Raw genomic sequence first — 24,837 nt, 5'->3', positions numbered from 1 at the left:
GCGGCCTACTCTCGCATGTTGCGGGCGCGGTACAAGAGGGTCGCGCGGTCGCGACGCCCGGGGTTTGGGGGCGTAGCCCCCAAGCGCAAATCGGAGGGTTTGGGGGCTCGCCGAGCGTAGCCCCCAAGCGCAATCAGAGCTGGCCCGACTCCATCGCCGCCTTCTCGGCAGCACGAACGGCCGTCTTTGCTTTGGCCTTGCCGGCGATCACGCGCGCGAGTGCGTCCGCGTAGACCTCGGTCGTATCCATCGCGTCGAAGATCATGTTTCGCACGAGCAGCGGCGAGAGGATCTCGTCGGTGTAATCGAGGGCGATCTTGAACCGGACGGACCCGTCGTCGAAGTCCATCTCGAAATTGCCATCGCCCATGCCGAAATTCGCGCGCGTGACGAACTCGGCGAGCTCTGCGCGCAGCTCCTTCTTCGCTTTCGGCTCGAACATCACGTACACGACGACCCGCTCGAGCTCCTCGGACAGACGGACCGCGAACGACTCCACGATCCCCTGACCGACCGGGGCCAGGTAGTCGATGTACCCCGCCTCGTCCTCGGAAAGCGCGAACGAAAAGCCCGACGCACCGAGCACCTCCTCGACGACCGTCCGGGCCGTCGGCGGCGCCTCCTCCGCCATTGCGCTCTTCGCGCCCTTGCGCGCCTTCTTTCCGTCCTTTTTGGCTTCCATCGTTCCGTTCCTCTGATTCCCCTCGGCCTTGCGAATCGTGTCGAGCAGGTGCTGCGTGTTCGAGCGATGGTGCCAGTCGGGCGGGGCCATCGCCAGGGCGCGCTCGCAGTCCTCCACGGCGCCCGCGAAATCGGCGCGCAGCGCCCGGAGCGCGGCCCGCTCGCCATAGGCGCTCGGCTCGTCCGGCGCGAGGCGAATGGACTCGTCGAGGTCGATGATCGCGCCTTCGAGATTGCCGTGCCGCTGCTTCGTCAACCCGCGGCGCTGCCAGGCGGGCGCGAATTCCGGCGCCATCTCGATTGCCTTCGTGTAATCGTCGAGCGCGCCGTGGACATCACCGGCGAGCGACCGGGCATTGCCGCGGTTGTACACCGGCGCGTGCTCGCCGGGCGCGAGCTTCATGGCTTCGGTGAAATCGGCGATCGCGCCGTCGAGATCGCCCTCCTCCTGCTTGCGATTGCCACGGTTGTTGAGCGCGGCCCAGGCAGGCATTCCGCTCTCGGACCCGGCCGCGCGCCTCGGCGCGGCGCGCTTCGTGGTTCGTTTCGCCGGGATTTTCCGGGTGGTGCTTTTCGTTTCGGGAGTTTTTTTCGTCGAACGGGGCATGGGCCGGAGGAAGCGTACCCCCTGCGCGGGGCCGAGGAAACATTTTTCCAGGGCTTGCCGCGCTCTCGCCCGTTCTTCCGGTCGAGCGTGGATGGCGGGACAAACGGGGCGCGGCGCCCGAGCGAGCGCCGCGCCCGGCGTCGTTTTACTGAATGAGCCGCTTGATCTCGCCGCCCGCGATGTACGAGCCGCCGCCCGAGGCCTCGACGACCTCGTCGCAGACGTAGAGCACGCCGAGCTCGCGGATGCTGCGCGGGAAGCGGATGTTCCAGTTCGGGTTGTAGCCGTCGCTCACCACGCGCGCGCGGAGCTTCTTGCCCTCGGGCACGCATTGCACGAGCACGCCGTCGCCGATCTCCGTGCACGTCGGCAGATCCGCCGCCGTCGCCGGCGTCTTCGCCGCCTTCGAGGACGACCCCGACGACCGCCGGCTCGAACCGCCGGAGCTCACGCTCACCGTCTCGCCCGGCCGGAGCAGCCGCTTGATCCAGCCAGCCGCGCGGTAGAAGCTCCCGTCGTTGCTCCCCACCACGTTCTCGACGAGGTACGTCACGCCCTCCTGCCGGATCGCGCGCGGGAACTGCACGTTCTTCGACGAATCGAAGCCGTCCGAGATCACCTTGATCCGGAGCTTGCCGCCCTCCTTCTCGCAGCGCACCACCACGCCGCCGTCCGCGCTCGTGACCGTGGGCAAACCCGCCGCGCTGCCGCCGGCCGTGCCGCGCTGCGCGAGGTCGCTGCGGTTACGCGTGCCGGCCTGGTACGACTGATCGCGCAGCTCCTTGCGGAGCACGCCGTCGTACGAGCGCTTCTCCAGCCGGTCGGCGAAGTGCTCGAGCTGCTCGATCTCCTCGGCGAACGCGAACTGGTTCGCGAGCGGGCTGTTGCGCAGATCCTCGGCCATCTTCCTGAGCTTCTGCGCTGCGTTCTTGAGGTCGCCCTTGTCCGCGAGATCGACCGCCTCGTCCTTGAGCTTCGCCGTCTCCAGGCGCCGCGCCTCGCCGATGACGTTGATGTCCTGCGCTGCCGCGGCCGCTTCTTCCGCCGTGCCCGCGTTCACGGTCACGACGAACTCGCCCGACCCGTCCTTGATCGAGCCGTCGACCACCGTCTGGTACTGGAACTGGATCGACGCGACCTTGATCGTCCCGGCCTTCGTCGGCTTCACCTCGAGCTCGAGCGCGAGGACCTTGTCTTCCACGGCGTACACGTCGCCGAGCGTCACTTCGAGCTCGTTCCCCTTCTCCTGGATGCGGTACTTGTTCAGCACCCAGCCGTGCTCCACGACGTCGTCGGGCCGCACGCTCACCACGAGGTTCTGCCCGATCACGGAGGACAAACCTTCGAGCTCGATCTTGAAGACCTGCTCGACGTCCTCGGGTGACTCGATGAAATAGAAGTTGCCCTCGGCCTCGCGGGCCATGCCGATGAGCAGGTCCTCGTTGAAGCCCGAGCCGAAGCCGAGCGTCGTGGTCACGACGCCCTCGCGCGCCTTCTCGCCGGCCGTCTTCTTCAGCACGTCGGGATCGGTGATCCCCATGTTCGCCTGGCCGTCGGTGAGCACGAGGACGCGGTTCACCTCGTCCTTCTGCGCGTGCTTCTTCACGTGCTTGACGCCTTCGAGCCAGCCGCCCGACAGGTTCGTGCAGCCGCCGGCGCGCGCCTTGCCGATCTTCTCCTGGATGCCCTTCTTGTCCTTGGCGGGCACCGGATCGACGATCGTGTCGGCGCTGTCGTCGAAGATGACGACGCTCACGCGATCGTCTTCCTTCATCTCGCCGACGAGCGCCTGCGCGGCCTTGATCGCCTGCCGCAGCGGCGTGCCGCCCATCGAGCCGGAGCGATCGAGCACGAGGCTCAGGTTGAGCTTCCTTCTCGGCGCGTCTTCTTTTTTCCCCTCCGCCCCGAAGCGGACGACGAGCGATAGCTTGGTGGACTCACCGACGACGATCGTCGGCTTGCTCAATGCGTAAGTCGCTTTCACGGAGTTTCCCCTCTGGACGCCCGAAGTGGCCGCCCGCGCGGCCTAGAGAGGTATCACAAGGCGCCCAGGGCGGAAAATCAGGATCTCAAGGAAGGAAGCCGATCAGGTGAGGGGAGAGGATCTCGTCGCCCATGTCCGGGGCCGTGAACTTCGCCTCCTTGTTGTCGCCCCAGCAGTGGATCTCGCCCTTCTTCGTGCGCGCGCACGTGTGGCGCCATCCGGCCGCGATCTCCACGACGTCGGGCAGCTCCACGGGCAGCGGCACGTACGTGGTATTGGTCGTGCCATCGCCGATTCGCACGACCGTGCTCGACACGTAGGGCTTGCCGTCCGTGCCCGAGACGCTCGCCGTGTGCTGGAAACCCGAGGAGACGGAGATCGGCGAGGGCACCGCGGAGGCGTCCGTGGGCGTCGTGCGCCAGGTGAACTCGCCGTCGATCCCGAGCTGCCCCTGATAACCGTTCCCCCAGCAATATTGCTTCCCGCCCTTCAAGGCGCAGGTGTGCTCGTAGCCGGCCGAGATCTGATCCGCGCCGATCAAGCTCACGACCTTGGGCGAGAGCTGATCCGGCCCGTCGCCGATCCCGAGCCGACCATAAATGCCGTTCACGCCCCAGCAATGAAGGGTCCCGTCCTTCTTCACCGCGCACGTGTGCTCGTAGCCCGCGGAGACGTGGGCGACGTCGGTGAGCGCCACGAGCGAAGGCACCTCGACCTTTTCGCTCGTCGACCCGAGCCCACATTGTCCCTTGTCATTCGCGCCCCAGCAATAAAGCTCGCCCTGGTTCGTCACCGCGCACGTGTGCCGCCCGCCCGCGCTCACCTCCGTCGCGCCGACCAGGCTCACCGCGGTCGTGGGTTTGTCCTGCCAGTTCCCGTTCGACGTCCCGAGCTGGCCGTTCGTGTTCGCGCCCCAGCACTGGACCGTCGTGTCCTCGAGGACCGCGCAGGTGTGCGCGACGATCTGGTCCGCGCCGGCCGCATTCGTGAAGGCGCCGCCGCCCGCGTCGATGTGGACCGCTTTTCCGGAGACGGCGACCTTCTGCGGCACGAACTGGTCGAGCATGTCCCCGATCCCAAGCTCGTACGACGAGTTGTTCCCCCAGCAATACACGTCCCCGAGCGCCGTCCGCACGCATGAGTGCCGGTAGCCGGCCACGATCTGGACCGGATCGTTGCACGCCGAATTCGAGCACTCGAGCTGGCAGCGCACGCTGCAACCGCCGCAGTTCGCCGCATCGTCCGTGACGTCCGTCTCGCAGCCCGGCGCGCCGTCGCAATTGGCCGTCCCGGGGTCGCACGCGTCGCCGCCGGAGCCTCCCGCGCCGCCCGTGCCGCCCGCGCCGCCGCCGCCCGTACCGTAATCGCGTGCCTCCGGCGAACACGCGACGAGGGCGAGGCCGACGACGAAGGCGCTGACGGAAAATGCATTTCGCATGATGGAACCTCGAAGGAAAACGAAGCCTGCCGCGGTATGCTCGCGTACGGCAGCGCGATTGTCAACGCCGCCCTCACTTCGAGCGCGAAAGCCCCATCCTTTGCCGGCGCTCCCACAGCGTCTTTCGGCTGATCCCGAGCCGCTTCGCCAATTCGGTCTCCGTCATGGTGTCCTGGTTTTCCAAGACGAACCGACGGAAATATTCTTCCAGCGACACGTCCGAGGGGAGCTGTGCCTGTGCCGCGCCGCGGCTCTCTTCCTCGGCCTCCAGGCCGAGCAGCTCCGCGGTAATCGTCCCGCCGTCGGAGAGGATCAGCGCGCGCTCGATCGCATTTTCGAGCTCGCGCACGTTGCCGGGCCAGGAATGGGTCATGATGGCCTTCTCGGCGTCCGGCGAGAGCGCGGGCACCGGCCGCCCCGCTTTTCGGGATCCCTCGGTGATGAAATGGCTCGCGAGCGCGAGCGCGTCGTCGCCCCGCTCCCGCAGCGGCGGCAGCCGGACCTCGATGACGCGCAGTCGAAAATAAAGATCGCTCCGGAACGTGCCCGCCTGCACCATCGCCGCGAGGTCTCTGTGCGTGGCCGCGACGAGCCTCACCGAGACCTTGCGCGCCCGCGTCGAGCCCACGTGCCGCACCTCGCCCGTCTGCAAGAACCTGAGCAGCCGCGCCTGCGCCGACTGCGGCAGCTCGCCGATCTCGTCGAGGAACAACGTGCCGCCGTCGGCCGCCTCGACGAGCCCCGCGTGCGCGCTCGTCGCGCCCGTGAACGCGCCGCGCTCGTGACCGAAGAGCTCGCTCTCGATCAGACCCTCGGGGATGGCCGCGCAGTTGACGGGCACGAACGCGCGCCCGCTGCGCCGGCTCATGCGATGAATCGCGGCCGCGACGAGCTCCTTGCCCGTCCCGCTCTCGCCGAGCACGAGCACCGTCGCGTCCGTGGGCGCGACCTTGCGCAGGCGCGCCTCGACCTCGCGCATCGCCGCCGACCTGCCGATCAAGCCCTCGAACGCGCCTCCGTCCACGCGCGCGGCGGGCGCCGCGGGGGCCTCCGCAGCGGTGCGCGGGCGCGACAGGATCCGCTCGACGAGCGCGAGCAGCTCGTCGTGTTCGAACGGCTTCGACAGATAATCGACCGCGCCGCGCTTCATCACGTCGACCGCGGATCGTACGGTCGCGTAACTCGTCATCACGAGGACGGGCACCCCGTGCGCGGCGCTCGAACCGATGAGGTCCGTGCCGGGCGCGCCGGGCAGCCGCACGTCGGTGATCACGAGATCGAAGGACGCGAGATCGTGCTCCTCCTCGGCTTCCCGCACGCTCTGCGCCTCGGCGACGTCGTGGCCTTCGCGCGCGAGCAGGCGACGGAGCTCGCTCCGGATGATGGATTCGTCTTCGACGAGGAGGATCCGGGGCATCAGATCGTCTTGCCAAACGCGGACGGCTCATCTTCGCCCAGACGCGGCGCGAGCGGAAGCCGCACGTGCACCGTCGTCCCCACGCCCTCCTCGCTCTCGACCCACACCGCGCCGCCGTGCTCCCGCGCGATGCTCTCCACCACGGCGAGGCCGAGCCCGGTGCCCTCGCCGCGTGGCTTCGTGGTGAAAAACGGGTCGAACATCCGCGCCTTCACGTCCTCCGGAATGCCCGTCCCCGCGTCGATGACGCGCAGCACCACCGTCTCGTCCTGCCGCTCCGCGTCGATGAACACGCTGCCTCCTTCCTGCGACGCGTCAGAGGCATTCGTCAGCAGATTGATGAGGATCTGGGTCAGGCGTTGCCGATCGGCGCGGACGGCGAGATTGTCCGGACATACGTTTTCCATCTGGATCCGCTTGCCCGTTCGATCGAGCCGCACGAGCGCGATGGCCTGATCGACGACCGGCGCGAGCGGGACGCGGGTGAACACGCCCTCCGGCCCCGGCTCGACCGCGCTCGCGCCCGCGTGGCTGTATCCGAGCAGCGATCGAACGATCGCATCGATACGCCCCGCTTGCTCCAGGATGAGCCGTGCCCGCGCCCGCGCCTCGGCGGCGTCGGGCTCCTCGGCCAGGTTTTGCGCGAGGCACGTGATACCGGTCAGCGGATTGCCGATCTCGTGCGCCACGCCGGCCGCGAGCCGACCGACCGAGGCGAGGCGATCCCGATGCACGAGCTGTGCTTCGAGCGCCGCGCGCTCCGTGCGATCTTCCAGGAGGAGCACGAGGCCAAACGGCGCGCCCGTCGCGCCCGCGCCCTCGGAATCGAGCAAAGCCTTGTGCAGCCGTACGGCGAGGCGCCGCCGGCCGTCGTCGAGGTCGACGTCGGCCTCCGCGCGCGTGGCGTCATCCGCGAACGAGGAAAGGGCAGGCCCAAAGGGATCGGGCAATCGTTCGAGGGGCAAACCCGACGCGGCTTCCGGCGCGATTCCGGTCGTACGAGCGAGCGCGCGATTCCACAAAATGACATCGCGGCGTGGCCCGAGCGCGCAGACGCCGATCGGCAAATCTTCGAGGACCGCGCGCAAATACCGACGCAAAAGATCGAGCTCCGCCGCGATTCCCGTGAGCCCGAGGGCGGGCCGATTGAGGCGTTCGTCGAGGAAGCGGAGCTGATCGGCGAGCGCGGCGTCGTCGCCTTCGCCGCGCTCGGCCGGATGGACGAGCAGCCGCGCGAGGATCGGCCCGAACAGGCCCGACAAGTTTCGCTCGACCTGATCGCCGAGCCGGCGCAGATCCGCGCGGCCGAGCCCTTCCCGCGAGAGGGCGAGCTCGCCGAGGGCGCGCGTGACCTCGGCCTCGGCCACCGCGGCGCCCACCTTTCGCGCGAGGGCCCGTTCGAGCTCGGACGCTGAGCCCCACGGCGTCGCGGGCGGCCCCACGACGATGGCCTCTCGCGCGCAGATCCGCGCCGCCTCGGCTTCTTCGGGCGATTGCCGACCGCGCAGCGACACGCCGCAGAAGAGCGCCAGATTCACCGACAAGGACAGGACCGTGGGCAAGGTCCAGCTATCGCCGAGGTCCGCGCCGAAGAGCGCTCGCGCAAAAAGATCGTCCGGTAAAACCCCGGTGCGTGACAGAAGCGGCAGCAGTGCCGCCGCCACCCAGACCGAGGAGCCCGCGCCGAGCCCTGCCAGAAATCCCGCTCGCGTCGCGTGTTTCCAGAACAGCACGCCGATGAGGCCCGGGAGGAACTGGGCGAACGCGACGAACGACACGATGCCCGTCTCGACGAGCAGCCCGCCGCGCTCCTGCACCCGGTAAAACCCATACCCCGCGAAGATGATCGCCGCGACCAGCGCGCGGCGCAGCCAGAGCAGCCGCCCGTACGGATCGTCGCCGAGTTTGTCGAAACGAACCGGCAATACGAAATAGTTGACGCACATGCCGGCGAGGGCGATCGTCGTGACGATCACCATCGCGCTCGCCGCGGAGACCCCGCCGAGGAACGCGAGCAAAAGCAGCTTCGTCGACCCGAGCGCCGCGGGCACCGCGAGCACGTACACGTCGGGCGAGGCGTCGAGCCCGAGGCGCTGGCCGGCCCAGAGAATGGGCAAAACGGGCAGGTTGAGGAGCAGGAGGAACGCGGGGAACGCGACGGCGCCGAACCGGAGCGAGCGCTCCTCCGCGCCCTCGGCGAACGCGACGTGGTATTGCCGCGGCAGGAGGAACGCCGCGCCGAAGGAGGCGAGGAGCAGCGACGAATACCCCGTCCCCTCGCGCACGGGCGCCGCGAGCCGCTCGGCGAACGCGGGGTGCGTCGCGAGAAACGCTTCGAGTCCCCCGATGCCGCCATGCACGCCGAAGAGCGCCGCGGCGCCGACCGCGACGAGCGCGGCGAGCTTCACGACCGATTCGAATGCGACCGCGAGCGCGAGCCCCCCGTGCCGCTCGCGGGCCGTCAAATGACGCGCGCCGAAGAGCACGGTGAACGTGGTGAGCAGCGCCGAAAACCCGAGCCCGAGCGCCGCCGGCGACGCCGTGGGAGCGAGTGCGCGCGCGCTGTCCACGACGGCGCGGATCTGCTGCGCGATGTACGGCACGCTCGCGACGAGCGCGAGCAGCGTGACGAACACACCCACGCGGCGCCCGCGATATCGAAAGGCGAAGAGGTCCGCGAGCGACGTGAGCTGATGATCCCGCGAGAGCCGCAAAATCGGCTGCCAGACGAGCGGCACGGCGATACACGCGAGCGTCGGCCCGAGGTAGACCGCGAGGAACGTGAGGCCATGCCGATCGGCAAACCCCACGCCGCCGAAATAGGTCCACGACGTGGCATACACGCCGAGGGACAGCGAATACACGAGCGGTCCGCCCGTGAAGCGCTCTGGAATGGTCCCCCGCTCGGCGAGGTGCGCGAGCAAAAAGAGCAGCGCGAGGTAGCCGAGCGCGACGAGCGAGAGGGTGGAGGCCGCGAGCGTCATGGGTCAGGGACCGCGGTCGTTACGCTCGCCCCGCGCCGCGAGGGCCGCGAGCGCGACGAGGACGACCCACACGAGGAACGGCGCGAGCCACGTGCGCCCCGGATGCGCCCACGCGAGCCGCAGCGGCGACAGGACCACGAACGCCCCACATCCGAAGAGGACGAGGGAGATCTCGGCGGCGGAGGCGCGCGGAGGGATGCCCACGCCGCGACGTTACCAGATCCGGCGGGCCCTTGGCGCGCGCCGAGTGTGCTGACGCACTGCGTTCGTTACGAAAGGAAACGCCGCATCGTTACGAAACGCCACGCGATGCGGTTTCGTCGCGGCGCGCGCCCGTGATCCGCGCCTGGTACGGGCATTGCAATCCGGTTTTTCCGGCGAACGGGGACGTGCCCGACCACGGTTGCCTCGGGCCCCCCGTTCCCCGCTTTTCCGCCCGCTGGAGCGCCGGCGCGGCTTTGGGGGTCGTCCATGAAGAGGTGTCTCACGGCGGCTTTGGCAGGGCTTTCGCTCGTGGCGACGGCGGGCGTCGCGCGGGCCGAATACGATCCGTCGATCGACAAGGGCGTGAAGATCGACCTCTCGAAGGACGGAACACGTTATTTCCGCATCCTCACGTGGCACCAGATCTGGATCCGCCATAACGAACACAACCCCGATTCGCTCGTCCGCGGCGCGCCCCAGGATGCGAGCATGGACATCGGCATTCGCCGCTCGCGCCTGCTCCTGCACGGCCAGCTCTCCAAGGACCTGACCATCCTCGCGCATTTCGGCATCAACAACCAGAGCACCGTGGGCGGCGGGTTCGGCGCGGGCGACACGCCGAAGAAGCCGCAGCTCTTCCTGCACGACCTCTGGGGCGAGTACAAGATCGCCGGCGAGGCGCTCGCGCTCGGCGTCGGCCTTCATTACTGGAACGGCGTCTCGCGCCTCGCGAGCGCGAGCACGATCAACACGATGACGATCGACTCGCCGATCCACAACTGGCCGACGATCGACAAATCCGACCAGTTCGCGCGCCAGCTCGGCGTCTACGTGAAGGGCATCCTCTGGAAGCGCCTCGAATACCGCGCTGCCGTGAACCACCCGTTCGCCACCGCCGGCGAGCCCAAGGAGGCGAAGGCCGATTACGACCCGAGCTCGAACATGCCGGCCGTGCAGGGGTACTTCAAGTACGATTTCCTCGAACCCGAATCGAATGCGCTGCCTTATTACGTCGGCACGTACCTCGGCAAGAAGAAGGTCCTGAACCTCGGCGCGGGGTTTTACTGGCACCCCGACTCGATGGCGTATCTCGACGGCGGCGACAAGATCAAGGCCGACACGCGGCTCTTCGGCGTCGACACGTTTCTCGATCTGCCCACGGGCTGGAAGGGCACGGCCGTCACGGCGTACGCGGGCCTCGTCCTCTCCGATTTCGGCCCGAATTACGTGCGGAACATCGGCATCCTGAATCCGGCGACGGCGATCGCCGAGGGCGCGACCGGCTCGTTCAATGGCCCGGGCAACGCCGTGCCCACCGCCGGCACGGGCATGCAGATCTACGGGCACGCGGGGTTTTTGCTCCCCGACATGGGCCGCGCGGGACAGCTCCAGCCTTACGTCGCCGTGCGGCGCAGCCAGTTCGAGGGCCTCGACGACGCCGTGCTCGTGCCCGACGTCGGGCTCAACTGGTTTGTCGTCGGGCACCACGGAAAGCTCACGCTGAATTATCGCAGTCGTCCGGTGTTCACGGCGCAACCCGAGGGCAAACCGATCGAGACGGACCGCAAGAACGAAATCACGATGCAGGCGCAGGTGTTCTACTGACGAGGGCGCGCGCCGCTATCACGAAATGGGAGGAAGAACATGAAATTCGCAGATGAACCGCTCGCCTACCACCCGAAGATCCGCTCGATGGAGGACTACGAGGCCCTCTATCGCCAGAGCCTCGACGAGCCCGAGGTCTTCTGGTCGGAGCGCGCCCGCGCCCTCTCCTGGTTTTACCCGCCGCACGGGACCGTCGACGTCGACCCCGAGGGCGCCGACGTCGCCTGGTTCTCCGGCGGACGCCTCAATGCCTGCTTCAACGCCGTCGACCGGCACGCGGCCCACCGCCCGCACAAGACGGCGCTCGTCTGGGCGAAAAACGAGCCCGGCGAGTACGAGCGTATCTCCTTCCAGAAGCTCAAGCACGAGGTTTGTCGCATCGCGAATGTCCTCAAATCGTTCGGCGTGCGCAAGGGCGACCGGGTTTGTCTCTACATGCCGATGATCCCCGAGCTCGTCTACGCGATGCTCGCCTGCGCGCGCATCGGCGCGGTCCATTCCGTGGTCTTCGCCGGCTTCTCGGCCGAGAGCCTGCGCGAGCGGATCCTCGACGCGGGCTGCGAGGTCGTCCTCACGGCGAACGAGGCGCTCCGCGGTCCGAAGCGCATTCCGCTCAAGCACATCGTCGACGACGCGGTCGAGGGCCTCTCGCTCGTCCACACGGTCCTCGTCTCGCGCCGCACGGACGCGCCCGTGCCCATGCAAGCGGGTCGCGACCATTTCCTCGACGAGGTCATGGACAAGCACCGCTCGACCTGTCCCGTCGAATGGATGGCCTCCGAAGACCCGCTCTTCATCCTCTACACGTCCGGCTCCACGGGCAAACCCAAGGGCGTCCTGCACACGACCGGCGGATACCTCGTGTATGCGGCCCTCACGCACGCGGTCGTGTTCGACGTGCGCCCGGACGACGTCCATTTCTGCACCGCCGATCTCGGCTGGATCACGGGCCACAGTTACGTGGTGTACGGCCCGCTCGTGAATGGCACGACCACGGTGCTGCTCGAAACGCTCCCGAATTACCCCGACGCGAGCCGCATCTGGCAGATCGTCGACGATCTGAAGGCCACGCAGCTCTACACCGCGCCGACCGCGCTTCGCTCGCTCATGGCCGCCGGGGATACGTACCTCGAAACGTCGAGCCGCGACACGCTGCGTGTCCTCGCCTCGGCCGGCGAGCCCATCAACCCCGAGGCCTGGCGCTGGTACCACGATCAGGTCGGCAAAGGCCGCGCCGCCGTCGTCGATACGTTCTGGCAAACCGAGACGGGCGGCGTCCTCGTCACGCCGCTGCCCTTCGTGACGCCCACGAAGCCGGGATCCGCGACGAGACCCTTTTTCGGCGTGGAGCTCGCCGTCCTCGACGATCAGGGCCACATCCTCGATAAAAACGGCGTCAACGGCAACCTCTGCGTCAAACGCTCCTGGCCCGGCCAGGCCCGCACGCTTTATGGGGATCATCGCCGCTTCCGCGAGACCTATTACGCGCGTTTCCCGGGCCTGTATTTCACGGGCGACGGATGCCTGCGCGACGAGGACGGCGACATCTGGGTCACGGGGCGCGTCGACGACGTGCTCAATGTCTCGGGCCACAGGCTCGGTACCGCCGAGGTCGAGAGCGCGCTCGCCGAGCACGACGCGATTGCCGAGGCGGCCGTCGTGGGCGTCCCGCACGCCATCAAGGGCACGGGCATCTTTGCGTATGTCGTCCTCAGGCCCGGCGTCTCGTGCCGCAGCGAGGTCGAGCTCCAGGGCGCGCTGAAGGAGCAGGTGCGCCGCGCGATCGGCCCGATCGCCACGCCGGACGGATTCCGCATCGTCTCGGGCCTGCCGAAGACACGCTCGGGCAAGATCATGCGCCGCATCTTGCGCAAGATCGCCTGCGGCGAAACCGAGAACCTCGGCGACACGACCACGCTCGCCGATCCGACCATCATGGACGAGCTTCTCGAAAAACCCGCCGAGGGCGCGACGAAATCGCGTACGCTGAGCGCCGAGGTGAGGGCATGAACGAGAAGGATCTTCGCCGGGTCGCCGCGGCGCGCGACCGCATCGCGCTCGGCCTGACAGCGGCCACGATGTTCGCCTATTTCGGCTTCATCCTGCTCGTGGCCTGGGGCAAACCCTTGCTCGGGAGCCTGCTCACGAGCGGCTTGAGCCTCGGCATGCTGCTCGGCTCCCTCGTGATCTTCCTGTCGTGGGTGTTCACGGGCGCCTACGTCTACTGGGCGAACCGCCATTACGACGTCCACGTCGATCGCATCGCCGGCAAATCGAAACATGGGGGCGGCACATGAACGGCGTGCAAACCTCGCTCGGCGAGACGAGCGGCACGGCGATCGCGTTTTTCCTGGTCTTCATCTCGGCGACGCTCGCCATCACGGGCTGGGCCGCGCGCAAGACGAAGACCACGAGCGAGTTCTTCGCGGCCGGCGGCAACGTGAGCGGCCTGCAGAATGGATTCGCCCTCGCCGGTGATTACATGAGCGCCGCGAGCTTCCTCGGCATCGCGGGCCTCGTGGCGACGAGCGGGTTCGATGGGCTCATCTATTCGGTCGGCTGGCTCGTCGGCTGGCCCGTGGTGACGTTCCTCATCGCCGAGCCGTTGCGCAACCTCGGCAAGTACACGTTCGCCGACGTCGTGGCCTATCGCCTCAAGAAAAAGCCCGTGCGGATCGCCTCGGCGATCGGCGGGCTCACGGTGATCAGCTTTTATCTCATCGCGCAGATGGTCGGCGCGGGCAACCTCATCAAGATGATGTTCGGCCTGCAATACGAGACCGCGCTGCTCATCGTGGGCACGGTCATGCTGCTTTACGTGCTCTTCGGCGGCATGATCGCGACGACGTGGGTGCAGATCGTCAAAGCGGTGCTCCTGCTCGGCGGGGCGACGCTCCTCGCGGTCCTCTCGCTCGTTCCTTTCGGGATGAATCCGCTCGCGCTCTTCTCGAAGGCGGCCGAGACCTACGGCCCGGAGGTCCTCGCGCCGGGCAAGCTCGTCTCGAGCCCGCTCGAGGCCGTCTCGCTCGGGCTCGCGCTCATGTTCGGCACGGCCGGCTTGCCGCACATCCTGATGCGCTTCTACACGGTGCCCGATGCGAAAGCCGCGCGTGCGTCCGTCTTTTATGCGACCGGCTTCATCGGTTTCTTTTACCTCGTCACGTTCATCCTCGGCTTCGGCGCGAGCGTGCACGTGGGCCGAACGGCCATTACCACGGTCGACAAGGGCGGCAACATGGCCGCGCTTTTGCTCGCCGAGGCCGTGGGCGGCCGTCCTTTCCTCGGGTTTGTCTCGGCCGTCGCCTTCGCCACCATCCTCGCGGTCGTCGCGGGCCTGACGCTCTCGGGCGCGGCGGCGCTGGCGCACGACCTCTGGGTCGGCGTCATTCGGCACGGCCAGGCGGACGAAAAGGAGCAGCTCAAGGTGGCGCGTGTCGCGACGATCTTCCTCGCGCTGGTCGCCATGGGCCTCGGCCTGCTCTTCAAGGGTCAGAACGTGGCCTTCATGGTCGGCCTCGCGTTCGCGGTCGCGGCGAGCTCGAATTTCCCGGTCCTGCTCCTGTCGATCACGTGGAAGAAGTTCACGACCCGGGGCGCCGTGAGCGCGATCGTGGCCGGTGTCGTCAGCGCGCTCGTGCTCATCTGGATGTCGCCGACCATTCAGGTGGACCTGCTCAAGAACCCCACGGCGATCCTGTCCCTGAAAAACCCGGGCATCATCACGGTGCCGCTCTCGTTCTTCGTGGGAATCGTGGTCAGCCTGCTCTTCCCGGAGCCCGAGGCCGAGGCGAAATATGCCGAGGTCGAGCGCCGCATGCACCTCGGCGCGGCGGATACGGAGCCGGTCGCGGCGGAGTGAGCGTTACGCGCTTCCTTCCAAGGGGTTGCGGTACACCTCGTCCAGATCGAGCTTGCAGCCGATCGAGGTGAGCTCCGCGAGCCCTCTCTCCACGGTCTCGTGACGGCTCCACGAACCGTCCACCTCCCGGCGAACCACCTCGATTTTCCGCTCTTCGGACGCCACGAGCACGTACTCCCGCAGCGACGGTATTTGCTTGTAGTTGTCGAACTTTTCCCCGCGATCGTAATGCTCGGTGCTCGGGGACAGGACCTCTACCAGCACGACGGGGTTCGCCATCGTGTTCTTGTGCTGTGGATCCCGCTCCAGCTTGCCACAGACGACGCTGAGGTCCGGGTACGTCGCGAGGCCCGTGGCGAGCACCCGCACCCGAGCATCCGAGCTGAACACTACGCAGCGGCGATCCTGTAGCTGATTACCAAGCAAAAACGCGAGGTTTCCGGCGATGCTGGCGTGCTCCAGAGTCCCCCCCGCCATCGCGACGATCTCGCCGTTCCGGTACTCGTGTTTCGTCTCGGCCTTCTCTTCGAACGCGATGTACTCGGCGAACGTGACGAGCTTACGAGCGGCCTCTCCCATGTGCGGTGCCTCCTTGCTCATCGCCCTACCACGCTCCTCGCCTCGTTCAAAGTTTTTCCTTCTGGAACCCGTTTTACCTTCTCGAACCCCTACACGAGCAGTTTCACCGTTTCTTCATGAACATTTTCGCTCGTCGACACATCCCCCCGCTCGGCCTTCCGCATGAGCCGCCAGATGTGCCGGCCGAGCACGTCGATCTCCGTCGACGCGTATTGCTCGCCCCCGAACCGCTTGATGTTCTCCGTCTGCAACTTCAGGAGCGCCGCGTCCTGCGCGAACACCTTGAGCCCGAGCGGCATCAAAAACGGCTTGAGCAGCCAGCCCGGGAAGAGGCGCACCTTGAAGCTCACCACCGCGTAGATGTGCGTCAAGAAGTCCGTCACCGGCGTCATCGCGGCCGACACCAGGAAATGGTTTTCCGTGCCAATCTTGTACTCGACCTCCGCGATCGAGGGCAGGATGAACCGATCGAAATGCGTCACCTCTCCGCCCGACGGCGAGAGGATCCGCGCCACGAGGCCCGTCGGGCGCGGCTCGCCCACGTACTCGGCCACCACGCGGTCGTGCGTGCGCGTCACGCGCGCCTCGATCTGGATGCCCCGCGGCTTCGATCGAAACAGGCCCCGGTGCAGGTACTGCGTGTGCGGCACGTCGAGCGCGTTCTCCAGCGCCGCGTGCATCGTGCTCTCCGACTCCACGCGCCGCCGCACCGTCGTGTAGCCCGCGCCGAGCTCGGGAAAACGGTAGGGCTCGGTCTTCGGCGCTTCGTTCGGCGTCCCGTACACCCACACGAACCCGTCCTGCTCCCGCGCCGCGTAACTCGGCGCGTTGCGCGCCTTCGCCGCGGCGTCGCCGACGAGCGACGGGACGAACTTGCAGGCGCCCCCGCGATCGAAGCGCCAGCCGTGGTACGGGCACTGGAGCTGCCCTTCCACCACGTCGCCGATCGAGAGCGGCACGTTCCGGTGTGGGCAGCGGTCGAGGAGCGCGCCCGGCTTGCCCTCGCCGTCGCGGAAGAGCACGAGCGGCACGCCGAGCAAGGTCCGCGCGATCGGCCGATCTTTCAGCTCGTTCGACGCCGCCACGACGAACCAGTGGCCGTGAAGGCGCGCCACCGAGGCTCGCACCTTCGCCCGCGGCGGCGCGAGCAGGGCCTCGGCCGGGACGAGGGGTGCGCTCTCGGAAGGCTCGGCAAGGACGTCGCGATCGTCGGGTCCCATCACGCTCGAAGCCTCCCCACTTTCGGCCCCGATGGCAAGTACGGCTTGCGCCTTCACTCCTCGCCCCGGCTTCGCCCGTGTGTGCGATTTGTCACGATGTTTTTACCCGCGGGGCTTTCCGGAGATCCCACGCTCTCGGGAGGTATGTTATGCGATCGACCATGAACCGGACGTTTTCGTTACTTCTCTTGGGCATGGGAATGGTCGGGCTTCCGTTCGTCCTCGGCGGATGCGGCGGCGACGTCTCGGATACGACGAGCGGCACGTTCACGGGAAGCACGGGGACGGCCGGATCCGGCGGGACCGGCGGCGCCGGCGGAATGGGCGGCGCGGGCGGGGCCGGGGGCATGGGCGGAATGGGCGGCGCGGGCGGCGGAATGGGCGGCACGGGCGGGGGCGGCGCCCCTGCGTGTATGCAGCCTTCGGATCCGAATCCGGAGAGTTGCCGCGTCTGCATGTACCAGCAGTGCAACCTGGCCTATTGCGACTGTGCCACAGAGCCGGCCTGCGTCGAAATCATCCCCTGCCTCGAGGCGTGCGGGCCGATGGACCAGGCCTGCGCGGAGGCCTGCTTCCAGAAGAATTCGCTCGGGTTTGCTGAGTTCGTCATTCAAGGAAGCTGCGCGAGCACGCTCTGCGCGCCCTCGTGCCCCAACGCCGACGACATCGGGTCTTGCGAGCTTTGCCTCGCCCAGCAATGCGAGCAACAGTTCGAGGCCTGCATCGGGAACCCCGAATGCACGGCGCTCATCGACTGCCTCCAGGCCTGCCCGCAGGGCAACATGTCCTGCCAGCAGGGGTGCCTCCAGCAACACGCGGGCGGCGCAATCCAGGCGCAGCAGCTCAACCAGTGCGCCACCATGAGCTGCGGCAACGTGTGTAACTGAACGTCACCTCGGCTCTTTTCTTCCCAAGCGCGTCGAGGGCGGCTACGCTCCCCGGCCTCTGCGCCATGTCTCTTCGAAGAACCTTCGACCATCGTCCTTTCCTCGCCCTCGTCCTCTCGCTCCTGCCCCTCGCCTGCGGCTCCGGTTATGCGCCGCGGCCGATGTACGGCCAGGCGGATCGAGGCGCTGACACCGATCAAGACGGCGCCGCCGACATCGACGACGCCTGCCCCGCGGAGGCCGAGGATGGCCTGCCGCCGAAGGCGAACGACGGCTGTCCCGCGACCGATCCCGACAACGACGGCGTCATGCTCGCCGACGACAAATGCCCCTACGCGAAGGAGGACGGCCTGCCGCCGAAGGCCGAGGACGGCTGCCCGTCGGACGACGAGGACCAGGACGGCGTCGCCAATGCGAAGGACAAGTGCCCGATCCAGCCCGAGGACAACCTGCCGCCGAACGTGGGCGACGGCTGCCCCTCGCCCGACGGTGATCAGGACGGCGTCGCCGACGTCAACGACAAGTGCCCGAAGCAGCCCGAGACGATGAATGGGTACCGCGACGACGACGGCTGCCCCGACCAGGCCGCCGGCGAGGTCGCGTATGACGAGAGCTCGCACGAGATCGTCATCCCCGAGACGAAGAAGGTCGATTTCGAGCTCGATTCGGCCGAGCTCACCCCGGCCGCGAAGTCGACCGTCGCCGAGATCGCCAAGGTGCTGAAGGAAGTCCCGCAAATCCAGCGCATGGAGATCGAGGGGCACGCTTCGAGCAAGGGCGACAAAAACTACAACCTGAACCTCACCGAGCGCCGCGCCCAGGCCATCGCGAACGCGCTCGTCGCCGGCGGCGTGGATCGGAACCGGCTCGTCCCGGTCGGGTATGGCGAGTATTGCCCCGCCGTCGATCGCGGCGACGAGGTCGACGACCCCGTCAATCGGCGCGTGCTGCTCAAGGCCGTGCAGGTGAACGGCGTTTGGCAAGACGTACCCCGCGGCTGCTGGCGCGCGAAGGCGGCCGGGATCGACCCCACGAAGCGCAAGCCCGGCGTGTGGCAAACCCCGTCGAGCCAGCCGTCTTCACCGCAGACGCCTTACGTTCCGCCGGCCGGCGGCGCGTGAACGCCATCGATCTTCCTGGTCCCTCGAGGAGCTCCGTCATGTCTTTCCTGCGTCTTTTCGTCAGCCTCCCGTTCGTCGCCGCGCTGCCCCTGCTCGTGGGCTGCGGCCCTTCCCAAGCGCAGATCGACCCGAAGAACGTGGTGAACGTCTCGGTCCGGCCGGCGTCGGGGCAAATGCTGTTTTGCCCGGGTGATGCGTTCCAGGTCGAGGTCGTCGCCAAGCTGAAGGACGGCTCGTCCTGCAGCAACGTCGACCCGAACAAGGGGTGCATGGGGCAAAAGGATACGGTCATCTCCTCGGAGATGGTGCGGATCCAGGGCAGCTCGGGGTTCGTCGGCGGCGGCAATTTCATCTGGGTGCCGGACAAGGACGTGCTCAAGACGGCCGACACGGGCATGGGCCTGCGCGGCTGGCTGGAGTCGGTGACGAGCGGCAAATCGATGGAGGGCGAGGCCCAGCTCAAGCCCGTCTACGATTGCCAGATGGAGCAAAAGCTCCGCGGCGCGAAGGGTCGCGAGGGCGAGCCGGGCGCGCCCGGGCCGGAGCTCACGGTCGCGATCACCACGCTCTCGACGCCGTTTTACCCCGACGCCGCGCTCGTCCGGATCGATTGGCCGGGCAGCCGTATCTACATGATCAGCCCCTCCGCGGACAAACCCGTGCGGATCACGAGCATCGGCGGGGAAGGCGGCGCGGGCAGGGAGGGTGTACCCGGCATTCCGGGCAAGGACGGGAAAGACGCGAGCGCCGAATGCGGCGAAGGCGCGGACGGCACGGACGGCACGGAGGGCGGCCCCGGTGGACGGGGCGGAGACGGCGGGCCCGGCGGCTTGATCAAGGTCATCGTCGATGACGCGAACCCGGACAAACTCAAGGGTCGGGTCTTGCTCCAGAGCGTCGGCGGGCCGGGCGGCGATCGCGGGCCGGGCGGCAAGGGCGGCTTCGGCGGCAAGGGCGGCAAGGGCGGCGCGCTCCGGGCAGGGGACGCCACCTGCAAGCCGAAGGACGGCAAGAATGGGCAACTCGGGCGAAGGGGCCCGAGCGGCGATAGCGGCCGGCAGGGGCCGTCGGGGCCTGCGCCCGTGTTCGAGATGGGTCAGCGCAAGGTGATGTTCGCGAACGAGATCTCGATCATCCAGCGGATCGAGGCGGGGAAGGGGAAATAACCCTTCAGAAGACGATTTTGACGTCGCCGCTGGCGAAAGGCTCGCGCTGGAAGCGGCCGGAGATGCTCCGGCCGCTTTCGGCTTCCGGCAGCTCGATTCGAATGACGGCCGGCACGCCCGGCACGATCCGTGCGAGATCCGCGCCCGCGGTGAGCACGGTCTTCATGCGCGTCTTCCCGTCGAGCCAGAAGCTCAGGTCCTGCGCGGGGTCGCAGGGCTCGCCCCATTCGATGGGCGCGGGGCCTCGATTGTCGAGCGTGACCTCGACCGTCTTTCCGGAGACGGCCCGCAACGTCGCCACGTAGGATTGCCGGTCCCCGAGGACACGGTATTCGACGACGTTGCTCTCCGCGCCGCCCCAGCGGCATGACGCGCGGTACAAGCCGACGTCGCGCATGCTCCCGCACGCGGCGGAGGAGATGGTCATTTCGTGGACGCCGCCCGGGGGAACCTCGATTTCCTCGGGCGGATAGGGCCACGGAGCACGAGGGAGGAAGGGGAGCCACTGTCCTCGCTCGTCCGTCGTGAGCAGGCTCATCCCGTCAGGTTTTTCGCCCCGGACCGGCGCGGGGCCGTGGTTCTCGATCCGCAATCGGAACTGGATCGAGGAGGGCTGGAGCGCGTAAGGCGTGTGCGCGTGGAGCGAGAGCGCGAGGGACACGGTTCGAGCCTCCCGGATCAGGGCCGGCCGAGCACGCTTTCAATGGGCGTGAGCGGCGCGGTGGCGAGGTTCTTGCAGCCCGTGACGCGTTTGCCGGCGAGCGTGTAGCTCGCCACCGGCGGCTGCGTTTGCACCATGGAGACGCGCAGCTTCCCGCCGTCGAGCCGCGCTTCGAGGGGTTTGCCCCCGATCTCGGTGTACGGGACGATGCACGTCGAGCGGGCGAGCGCGACGTCGTATTCGTTCCCTGCCGGCGGATTGGGGCGTAGCCGATCCTCCACGCCAAAAACATCGGTTTTTCCGGGCAAAGCACGAAGCACGAAGCGGGCCTCGCCCTCCTCGTATCCTTGGAGCGCAAACGGTTTTGCGTCGCGGATCCGCATTTCCAGGCGGTCGCCGACGAGGACCGCGTCGTACTCGCGGCCGCTCTCGCTCCGCCAGCGCCCGGCGAGCGCGAGCAGCGGGCTTTTCGCGTCGACGCTCGGCCCCGGGCCCGCATGCGTGCCCGCGCTCGTCGCAGGCTCCACCGCGGGCGGGCCTTTGGCCTCCACGTGCCGCTCGTCCTTCGGCGCGCCGAACAAGCCGAGCGAATAGGAGATGCCGAGCCCGGCGAGGACCGCGATCCCCACGGTGAGCGCAACGGCGAGGCCGCGGTTCGAGGTCGGCTCGTTCCCGGGCGCCGTGATCACCGCAGCCTGCGCGGTCTGCGGGACGCCCGGCGCCGTTCCGCTCGTATACAGCGGCGCCGCCGGCGTGGTCAGGTGGAGCGGCGCGGCGGGCGCGGTGTGGCCGGACAACCCTTGGCCCTGCGCATCGAGCGCCGCGAGGATCTCCTCGCACGAGCCAAACCGATCCTCGCGACGCTTCTCGGCGCAGCGCTCGGCGATGGCCTCGAGCCACGCGGGCACGTCGGGCCGCCGCGCGCGGATCTTCGGCAGCGGCTCCCTCACGTGCGACGTCATGATCATGTAATGGCTGTCGCCGTCGAACGGCACCTGCCCGACGAGCAGCTCGTAGAGCAGAATGCCGAGCGAATAGATGTCGACCCGTTTGTCGATGTCCTTCTTGCCCGTGCATTGCTCGGGCGACATGTAGAGCACCGAGCCGATGACGCCCTCGGTGTTCCCCTTGCCCTTCTGCGCGTCGCTCTCCTCCTTGGCGATGCCGAAATCCGTGACCTTGACGATGCCGTCCCTGCCGCGGATGAGCACGTTCGCGGGCTTCAGATCGCGGTGGATGATGCCCTCGGCGTGCGCCGCGGCGACGCCCTGCACGATGGGGCGGAAGAGCGCGAGCGCCTCGGCGACGGAGAGCGGCGTGGCCGATTTCGCATACCGCGCGATGCGATCTTCGAGGGTCTCACCCTCGATGAACTGCATGACGAGGCAGAGCCCGTCCTCGTCCGAGACGACGGCATTGAGGCGGACCACGTTCGGGTGGTCGATCCGGGCGAGCGCTCGGCCCTCGGCGAGGATGCGGTCGCGGAAATCCTTGCGATGCGCATACTCGGCGCGAATGGCCTTCACGACGACGGGCACCTCGGTGTGCACGTCGCGCGCGAGCCAGACGACGCCCATACCGCCTTCGCCGAGGGGTTTTTCCAGGGCGTACTTTCGATCGACGATCGAGCCGGAGGCGAGTTCTTTCATGGAACATCCACACAACAACGGAATCCGGTGGTCTCGTTCGAGGCGATGCGCGCCCCGCCACCGGTCGTCGGGCAATCGAGATCCGAGGTGATGCTTTCGTAGCCGCCGCCGCGCCGGCGACACGTGTCGTTCGACCCCGTCGACCCGTCGCAGGCGTCCTCCCACTCCCAGACGTTGCCGCTCAGGTCGAAGAGTCCAGGCAAACTTCCCTCGCAGGAGAGCTGCGTCCCGACGTTGACGGAGGTGCCGGCCATTCGATCGTGGCCATTGCACGCGATCGGGTTGTACGTGTTGCCGTAGGGGAAGACGAGCTTGCCGGAGCCGCTACAAGCGTTGTACCACTGGCTCGCGGCGGCATCGTTGATGTTGGCGTACGGAACCGGCCCGCCGCCGATCTTCCCGCAGAGCCGCTTTCCGTGCCATTTGCAGAAGGCGTGGGCGTCGCACCAGTCGACGAACACGACGGGCCGATCGTCCGCGGGCGGCGTCATGCCATTCGTAGGCACGAAGCTCGTGTTGAAGTCGCATTCGGGCGTCTGCTTCGCTTCACCCGCGTTGGCCAATGCGAGCCAGGCCGCATACTGGCTGTTCGTGACCTCGGTGCTGTCGATGCAATACTTCCCGGACGCGGACGCCACGGGCACCATCGTCGGCGTGTTCGGCGCCTGGGGACAGACGATCTCGCCGCCCGCGCCCCCGCCGCCGCCAAACCCGGCCGCGCCCCCGCTCGCGCTCGCGCTCGCGCCCGCGCCGTCTCCGCCCTCGCCGCCCTCGCCGCCCGTGCCGCCGGTCGTGGTGAGGTTCGGGGCGCACGCCGCGACGAGCGCGCAAAGACCCAGCCCGAGGGCCCCCGCGACCCACGCCACCGCCCCTTCGAGCTTCCTTCGACGAACCCTCACGACGGACGCGATGCTAGCGCAGAACCTCGCGGGGTGTGACGTGTCTCCCTCGGAAGCGCGACATGCCATCCTCGCGCGCGGAGCGGCGCGCTTGCATGGTCAGGTCCTCGGGAGTATCTACGCCGCCGGAGACGTCTCTCGGACGTTCGGACTCCGTCATGGCCTTCGTTCGGTCCTCGGTGCTCTCCCTCGTGCTCCTCGCCGCCCTCTCGTCGGGCTGCAAGAAACGTTTCGACGTGGGGGACAAGGTCCTCGTCGAGTGGGAGAGCAACAACTACCCGGCGGTCATCCTCGAGACCCAGGGGCCGACGAAGTTCAAGGTCCACTACGAGGGCTACGACGCGATCTGGGACGAGGTCGTGCCGCGGGAGCGCGTGAAGGGGCTCATCGAGGGGACGGTCGTGCACCCCGAGCCGCCGCAGAAGGTGCGCGCGAAGGCGCTCGCGGCGGCGCAGACGAACATCTACAAGATCGGCGACCGCGTGCGCGTCGAGTGGCACGGCACGATGTACCCGGCCGTGATCGTCGGCATCGTGGGGCAGGAGCGTTACCGCATCCACTTCGAGGGATACGGCGACGAGTGGGACGACACCGTGGGCCTCGCCCGCATCCAGCCTCGCTAGCGCGGGTTTGCCCGCATGCCCCTCGCCCTCGAAAGGCCTGCGCCGAGCGCGGGCCCGTCCTTGCCGCAGCTCGACGCCCTCCGCGGCGTGGCGATCCTCGCCGTCTTCGTGCAGCACCTCGGCGATCGATTCCTCCCGCTCGTGCGCGGCGCGGTGGAGGCGCGCGTGCCGGAGATGCTCGTGCCGTGGATCCTGACGGTGCTCCACCACGCGTGGTGGGGCGTCGATCTCTTCTTCGTGCTCTCGGGCTTCTCGCTCGGGCTCTCGTGGATCCGTTCCGGTAGACAAACCCCGCGCGACTTCTTGCTTCGTCGCGCGGCGCGCATCCTGCCCGCGTACTGGGTCGCGCTCGTGGTGACGCTCGCCTTTCACCGGAGCGTCCTCGGCGCGCCCTCGTTCGCCGCCTCGCTCGCCGCACATTTGTTGGTGCTCCAAGGATATGTGTCGCCGGGCGGGGTCGTGATCATCGGGGCCGCGTGGTCGCTCACCACGGAGGCGTGCTTTTACCTGGTCTTCCCGTGGCTCGCGCCGCTCGTCCTCAGGGAGGGACGGCGCGCGCTCTGGATCGGCGCGGCGCTCGTGGTCGGTAGCTGGCTCGTGCGCATGGGGCTCCACGCGATCGTGCTCGAACCCGGGATCCACACGGGCCTGCTCGAAGCGACGCAGCGGCGGTGGATCCCGAGCCGGCTCGATCAGTTCGTCCTCGGCGCGCTCGCGGCGCGGGCGTTCGTCTCTCTCGCACGATCCGAGCGCGCGGCCGCGCTCGCGCCGTATGCGCTCGCCTCGTGCGTGCCCGCGCTCGTGATCACGTTCCGGCTGGAGGGCCTTCATTACCTCGAACCGGGCGGCGGCGCGCCGTATGCGCTCCTCTCGCTCGTGACGGCGGCGCTCGTCCTTTCGGCGGTCCTCTGTCGCGGCCGCGCGCTCGTGATCGTGGCTCCGCGCCCGCTCGCCTTCGTGGGAATCGTGAGCTACGGCGTGTTCCTCTATCACCAGCTCGCGCTCGGGCTCTCGGACCTCGAGCCCTCGGCGCCGCCAACCTGGAAGAACCTCGCGCGGACGGCGTCGTTCGCGCTGGTCGCCTCGCTGATCGTGGGCTACGCCTCCTGGGTGCTCGTCGAGCGCCCCTCGATGCGGTGGGCGAGCCAGAAAAGAAGGGAATCTCGTCCCTCACCGGCGTGACGAGACGGTGTCAGCCGGCACGCCAGTCCACTTTCCTCTGGCGTGACCGCCGGCTACCGATTATAGCGCGC

At 68.0% G+C, this 24,837-nt stretch carries 20 protein-coding genes; 9 read left to right on the top strand and 11 right to left on the bottom strand.

Annotated features, from left to right (window positions below; translation table 11 throughout):
• Positions 1-133: 133 nt before the first annotated feature.
• From QHF84_RS25530 to QHF84_RS25505, 6 genes are all read right to left on the bottom strand, one after another.
• Complete coding sequence (locus QHF84_RS25530; RefSeq protein WP_281316019.1) at positions 134-1,174, bottom strand: tetratricopeptide repeat protein; 1,041 nt, start codon at positions 1,172-1,174, stop codon at positions 134-136.
• 259 nt (positions 1,175-1,433) lie between these two features.
• The gene (locus QHF84_RS25525) at positions 1,434-3,272 is read right to left on the bottom strand and encodes a VWA domain-containing protein (protein WP_281316018.1); all 1,839 of its coding nucleotides are present in this window, start codon (positions 3,270-3,272) and stop codon (positions 1,434-1,436) included.
• An 85-nt stretch (positions 3,273-3,357) separates the two neighbouring features.
• Positions 3,358-4,710 carry a hypothetical protein gene (locus QHF84_RS25520; RefSeq protein ID WP_281316017.1) on the bottom strand — a complete coding sequence of 451 codons (1,353 nt, stop codon included), beginning with the start codon at positions 4,708-4,710 and terminating at the stop codon, positions 3,358-3,360.
• Between the two features lie 73 nt (positions 4,711-4,783).
• Entirely contained in the window at positions 4,784-6,127 is a 1,344-nt protein-coding gene (locus QHF84_RS25515) for a sigma-54 dependent transcriptional regulator (protein ID WP_281316016.1), read from the bottom strand.
• Entirely contained in the window at positions 6,127-9,111 is a 2,985-nt protein-coding gene (locus QHF84_RS25510; RefSeq protein WP_281316015.1) for an ATP-binding protein, read from the bottom strand. The genes QHF84_RS25515 and QHF84_RS25510 overlap by 1 nt, the downstream gene beginning before the upstream one ends.
• A gap of 3 nt (positions 9,112-9,114) precedes the next feature.
• Positions 9,115-9,315 (bottom strand): hypothetical protein, encoded by a 201-nt coding sequence (locus QHF84_RS25505; RefSeq protein ID WP_281316014.1) that lies wholly within the window; start codon positions 9,313-9,315, stop codon positions 9,115-9,117.
• A 267-nt stretch (positions 9,316-9,582) separates the two neighbouring features.
• Here QHF84_RS25505 and QHF84_RS25500 point away from each other — a divergent pair, with 267 nt between their 5' ends.
• The 4 genes from QHF84_RS25500 to QHF84_RS25485 are packed head-to-tail and all read left to right on the top strand — an operon-like array spanning position 9,583 to position 14,779.
• The gene (locus QHF84_RS25500) at positions 9,583-10,920 is read left to right on the top strand and encodes a hypothetical protein (protein WP_281316013.1); all 1,338 of its coding nucleotides are present in this window, start codon (positions 9,583-9,585) and stop codon (positions 10,918-10,920) included.
• Between the two features lie 39 nt (positions 10,921-10,959).
• A complete protein-coding gene (gene acs, locus QHF84_RS25495) occupies positions 10,960-12,930 on the top strand; it encodes an acetate--CoA ligase (protein ID WP_281316012.1) in 1,971 nt (656 codons plus the stop codon).
• Complete coding sequence (locus QHF84_RS25490) at positions 12,927-13,217, top strand: DUF485 domain-containing protein (protein WP_281316011.1); 291 nt, start codon at positions 12,927-12,929, stop codon at positions 13,215-13,217. Before acs ends, QHF84_RS25490 begins: the two co-directional genes overlap by 4 nt.
• Entirely contained in the window at positions 13,214-14,779 is a 1,566-nt protein-coding gene (locus tag QHF84_RS25485) for a sodium/solute symporter (protein ID WP_281316010.1), read from the top strand. The genes QHF84_RS25490 and QHF84_RS25485 overlap by 4 nt, the downstream gene beginning before the upstream one ends.
• Positions 14,780-14,782: 3 nt before the next feature.
• On the opposite strand, the gene QHF84_RS25480 is transcribed toward QHF84_RS25485, so the two are convergent.
• Together QHF84_RS25480 and QHF84_RS25475 are read right to left on the bottom strand one after the other, a co-directional pair.
• Positions 14,783-15,379 (bottom strand): Uma2 family endonuclease, encoded by a 597-nt coding sequence (locus QHF84_RS25480; RefSeq protein WP_281316009.1) that lies wholly within the window; start codon positions 15,377-15,379, stop codon positions 14,783-14,785.
• Positions 15,380-15,447: 68 nt separating this feature from the next.
• The gene (locus tag QHF84_RS25475) at positions 15,448-16,578 is read right to left on the bottom strand and encodes an aromatic ring-hydroxylating dioxygenase subunit alpha (RefSeq protein WP_281316096.1); all 1,131 of its coding nucleotides are present in this window, start codon (positions 16,576-16,578) and stop codon (positions 15,448-15,450) included.
• Between the two features lie 161 nt (positions 16,579-16,739).
• Here QHF84_RS25475 and QHF84_RS25470 point away from each other — a divergent pair, with 161 nt between their 5' ends.
• The 3 genes from QHF84_RS25470 (at position 16,740) to QHF84_RS25460 (ending at position 19,752) form a co-directional block, all read left to right on the top strand.
• Entirely contained in the window at positions 16,740-17,465 is a 726-nt protein-coding gene (locus QHF84_RS25470) for a hypothetical protein (protein WP_281316008.1), read from the top strand.
• A gap of 65 nt (positions 17,466-17,530) precedes the next feature.
• On the top strand, positions 17,531-18,586 hold the full coding sequence (locus tag QHF84_RS25465; protein ID WP_281316007.1) for an OmpA family protein: 1,056 nt from the start codon (positions 17,531-17,533) through the stop codon (positions 18,584-18,586).
• A gap of 38 nt (positions 18,587-18,624) precedes the next feature.
• A complete protein-coding gene (locus tag QHF84_RS25460; protein WP_281316006.1) occupies positions 18,625-19,752 on the top strand; it encodes a hypothetical protein in 1,128 nt (375 codons plus the stop codon).
• Between the two features lie 4 nt (positions 19,753-19,756).
• Here QHF84_RS25460 and QHF84_RS25455 read toward each other — a convergent pair whose 3' ends face one another.
• Genes QHF84_RS25455 through QHF84_RS25445 form a run of 3 tightly spaced genes read right to left on the bottom strand, consistent with a single transcriptional unit; the run spans position 19,757 to position 22,961 of the window.
• Entirely contained in the window at positions 19,757-20,413 is a 657-nt protein-coding gene (locus QHF84_RS25455; protein ID WP_281316005.1) for a hypothetical protein, read from the bottom strand.
• 17 nt (positions 20,414-20,430) lie between these two features.
• Entirely contained in the window at positions 20,431-22,062 is a 1,632-nt protein-coding gene (locus tag QHF84_RS25450; RefSeq protein WP_281316004.1) for a serine/threonine-protein kinase, read from the bottom strand.
• Positions 22,059-22,961 carry an SUMF1/EgtB/PvdO family nonheme iron enzyme gene (locus QHF84_RS25445; RefSeq protein ID WP_281316003.1) on the bottom strand — a complete coding sequence of 301 codons (903 nt, stop codon included), beginning with the start codon at positions 22,959-22,961 and terminating at the stop codon, positions 22,059-22,061. The genes QHF84_RS25450 and QHF84_RS25445 overlap by 4 nt, the downstream gene beginning before the upstream one ends.
• Before the next feature lie 158 nt (positions 22,962-23,119).
• On the opposite strand from QHF84_RS25445, the gene QHF84_RS25440 reads away from it, so the two are divergent.
• Positions 23,120-23,584: a Tudor-knot domain-containing protein gene (locus QHF84_RS25440; protein WP_281316002.1), complete on the top strand. Its 465-nt coding sequence runs from the start codon at positions 23,120-23,122 to the stop codon at positions 23,582-23,584.
• A 15-nt stretch (positions 23,585-23,599) separates the two neighbouring features.
• Positions 23,600-24,766: an acyltransferase gene (locus QHF84_RS25435; protein WP_281316001.1), complete on the top strand. Its 1,167-nt coding sequence runs from the start codon at positions 23,600-23,602 to the stop codon at positions 24,764-24,766.
• Positions 24,767-24,837: the final 71 nt, after the last annotated feature.

This window comes from Polyangium sp. y55x31 (assembly GCF_029946505.1).
In the GTDB taxonomy this organism is placed as follows: domain Bacteria; phylum Myxococcota_A; class Polyangia; order Polyangiales; family Polyangiaceae; genus Polyangium.
This window is presented reverse-complemented; position numbering and strand designations above follow the sequence as displayed.

What these genes read in the sequence shown, in the direction of transcription:
- QHF84_RS25530 (WP_281316019.1), bottom strand. Translation starts at nt 1,174, where the DNA reads ATGCCTGCCTGGGCCGCGCTCAACAACCGTGGCAATCGCAAGCAGGAG.
- QHF84_RS25520 (WP_281316017.1), bottom strand. Translation starts at nt 4,710, where the DNA reads ATGCGAAATGCATTTTCCGTCAGCGCCTTCGTCGTCGGCCTCGCCCTC.
- QHF84_RS25515 (WP_281316016.1), bottom strand. Translation starts at nt 6,127, where the DNA reads ATGCCCCGGATCCTCCTCGTCGAAGACGAATCCATCATCCGGAGCGAG.
- QHF84_RS25510 (WP_281316015.1), bottom strand. Translation starts at nt 9,111, where the DNA reads ATGACGCTCGCGGCCTCCACCCTCTCGCTCGTCGCGCTCGGCTACCTC.
- QHF84_RS25500 (WP_281316013.1), top strand. Translation starts at nt 9,583, where the DNA reads ATGAAGAGGTGTCTCACGGCGGCTTTGGCAGGGCTTTCGCTCGTGGCG.
- acs (WP_281316012.1), top strand. Translation starts at nt 10,960, where the DNA reads ATGAAATTCGCAGATGAACCGCTCGCCTACCACCCGAAGATCCGCTCG.
- QHF84_RS25490 (WP_281316011.1), top strand. Translation starts at nt 12,927, where the DNA reads ATGAACGAGAAGGATCTTCGCCGGGTCGCCGCGGCGCGCGACCGCATC.
- QHF84_RS25485 (WP_281316010.1), top strand. Translation starts at nt 13,214, where the DNA reads ATGAACGGCGTGCAAACCTCGCTCGGCGAGACGAGCGGCACGGCGATC.
- QHF84_RS25480 (WP_281316009.1), bottom strand. Translation starts at nt 15,379, where the DNA reads ATGAGCAAGGAGGCACCGCACATGGGAGAGGCCGCTCGTAAGCTCGTC.
- QHF84_RS25475 (WP_281316096.1), bottom strand. Translation starts at nt 16,578, where the DNA reads ATGGGACCCGACGATCGCGACGTCCTTGCCGAGCCTTCCGAGAGCGCA.
- QHF84_RS25470 (WP_281316008.1), top strand. Translation starts at nt 16,740, where the DNA reads ATGAACCGGACGTTTTCGTTACTTCTCTTGGGCATGGGAATGGTCGGG.
- QHF84_RS25465 (WP_281316007.1), top strand. Translation starts at nt 17,531, where the DNA reads ATGTCTCTTCGAAGAACCTTCGACCATCGTCCTTTCCTCGCCCTCGTC.
- QHF84_RS25460 (WP_281316006.1), top strand. Translation starts at nt 18,625, where the DNA reads ATGTCTTTCCTGCGTCTTTTCGTCAGCCTCCCGTTCGTCGCCGCGCTG.
- QHF84_RS25450 (WP_281316004.1), bottom strand. Translation starts at nt 22,062, where the DNA reads ATGAAAGAACTCGCCTCCGGCTCGATCGTCGATCGAAAGTACGCCCTG.
- QHF84_RS25440 (WP_281316002.1), top strand. Translation starts at nt 23,120, where the DNA reads ATGGCCTTCGTTCGGTCCTCGGTGCTCTCCCTCGTGCTCCTCGCCGCC.
- QHF84_RS25435 (WP_281316001.1), top strand. Translation starts at nt 23,600, where the DNA reads ATGCCCCTCGCCCTCGAAAGGCCTGCGCCGAGCGCGGGCCCGTCCTTG.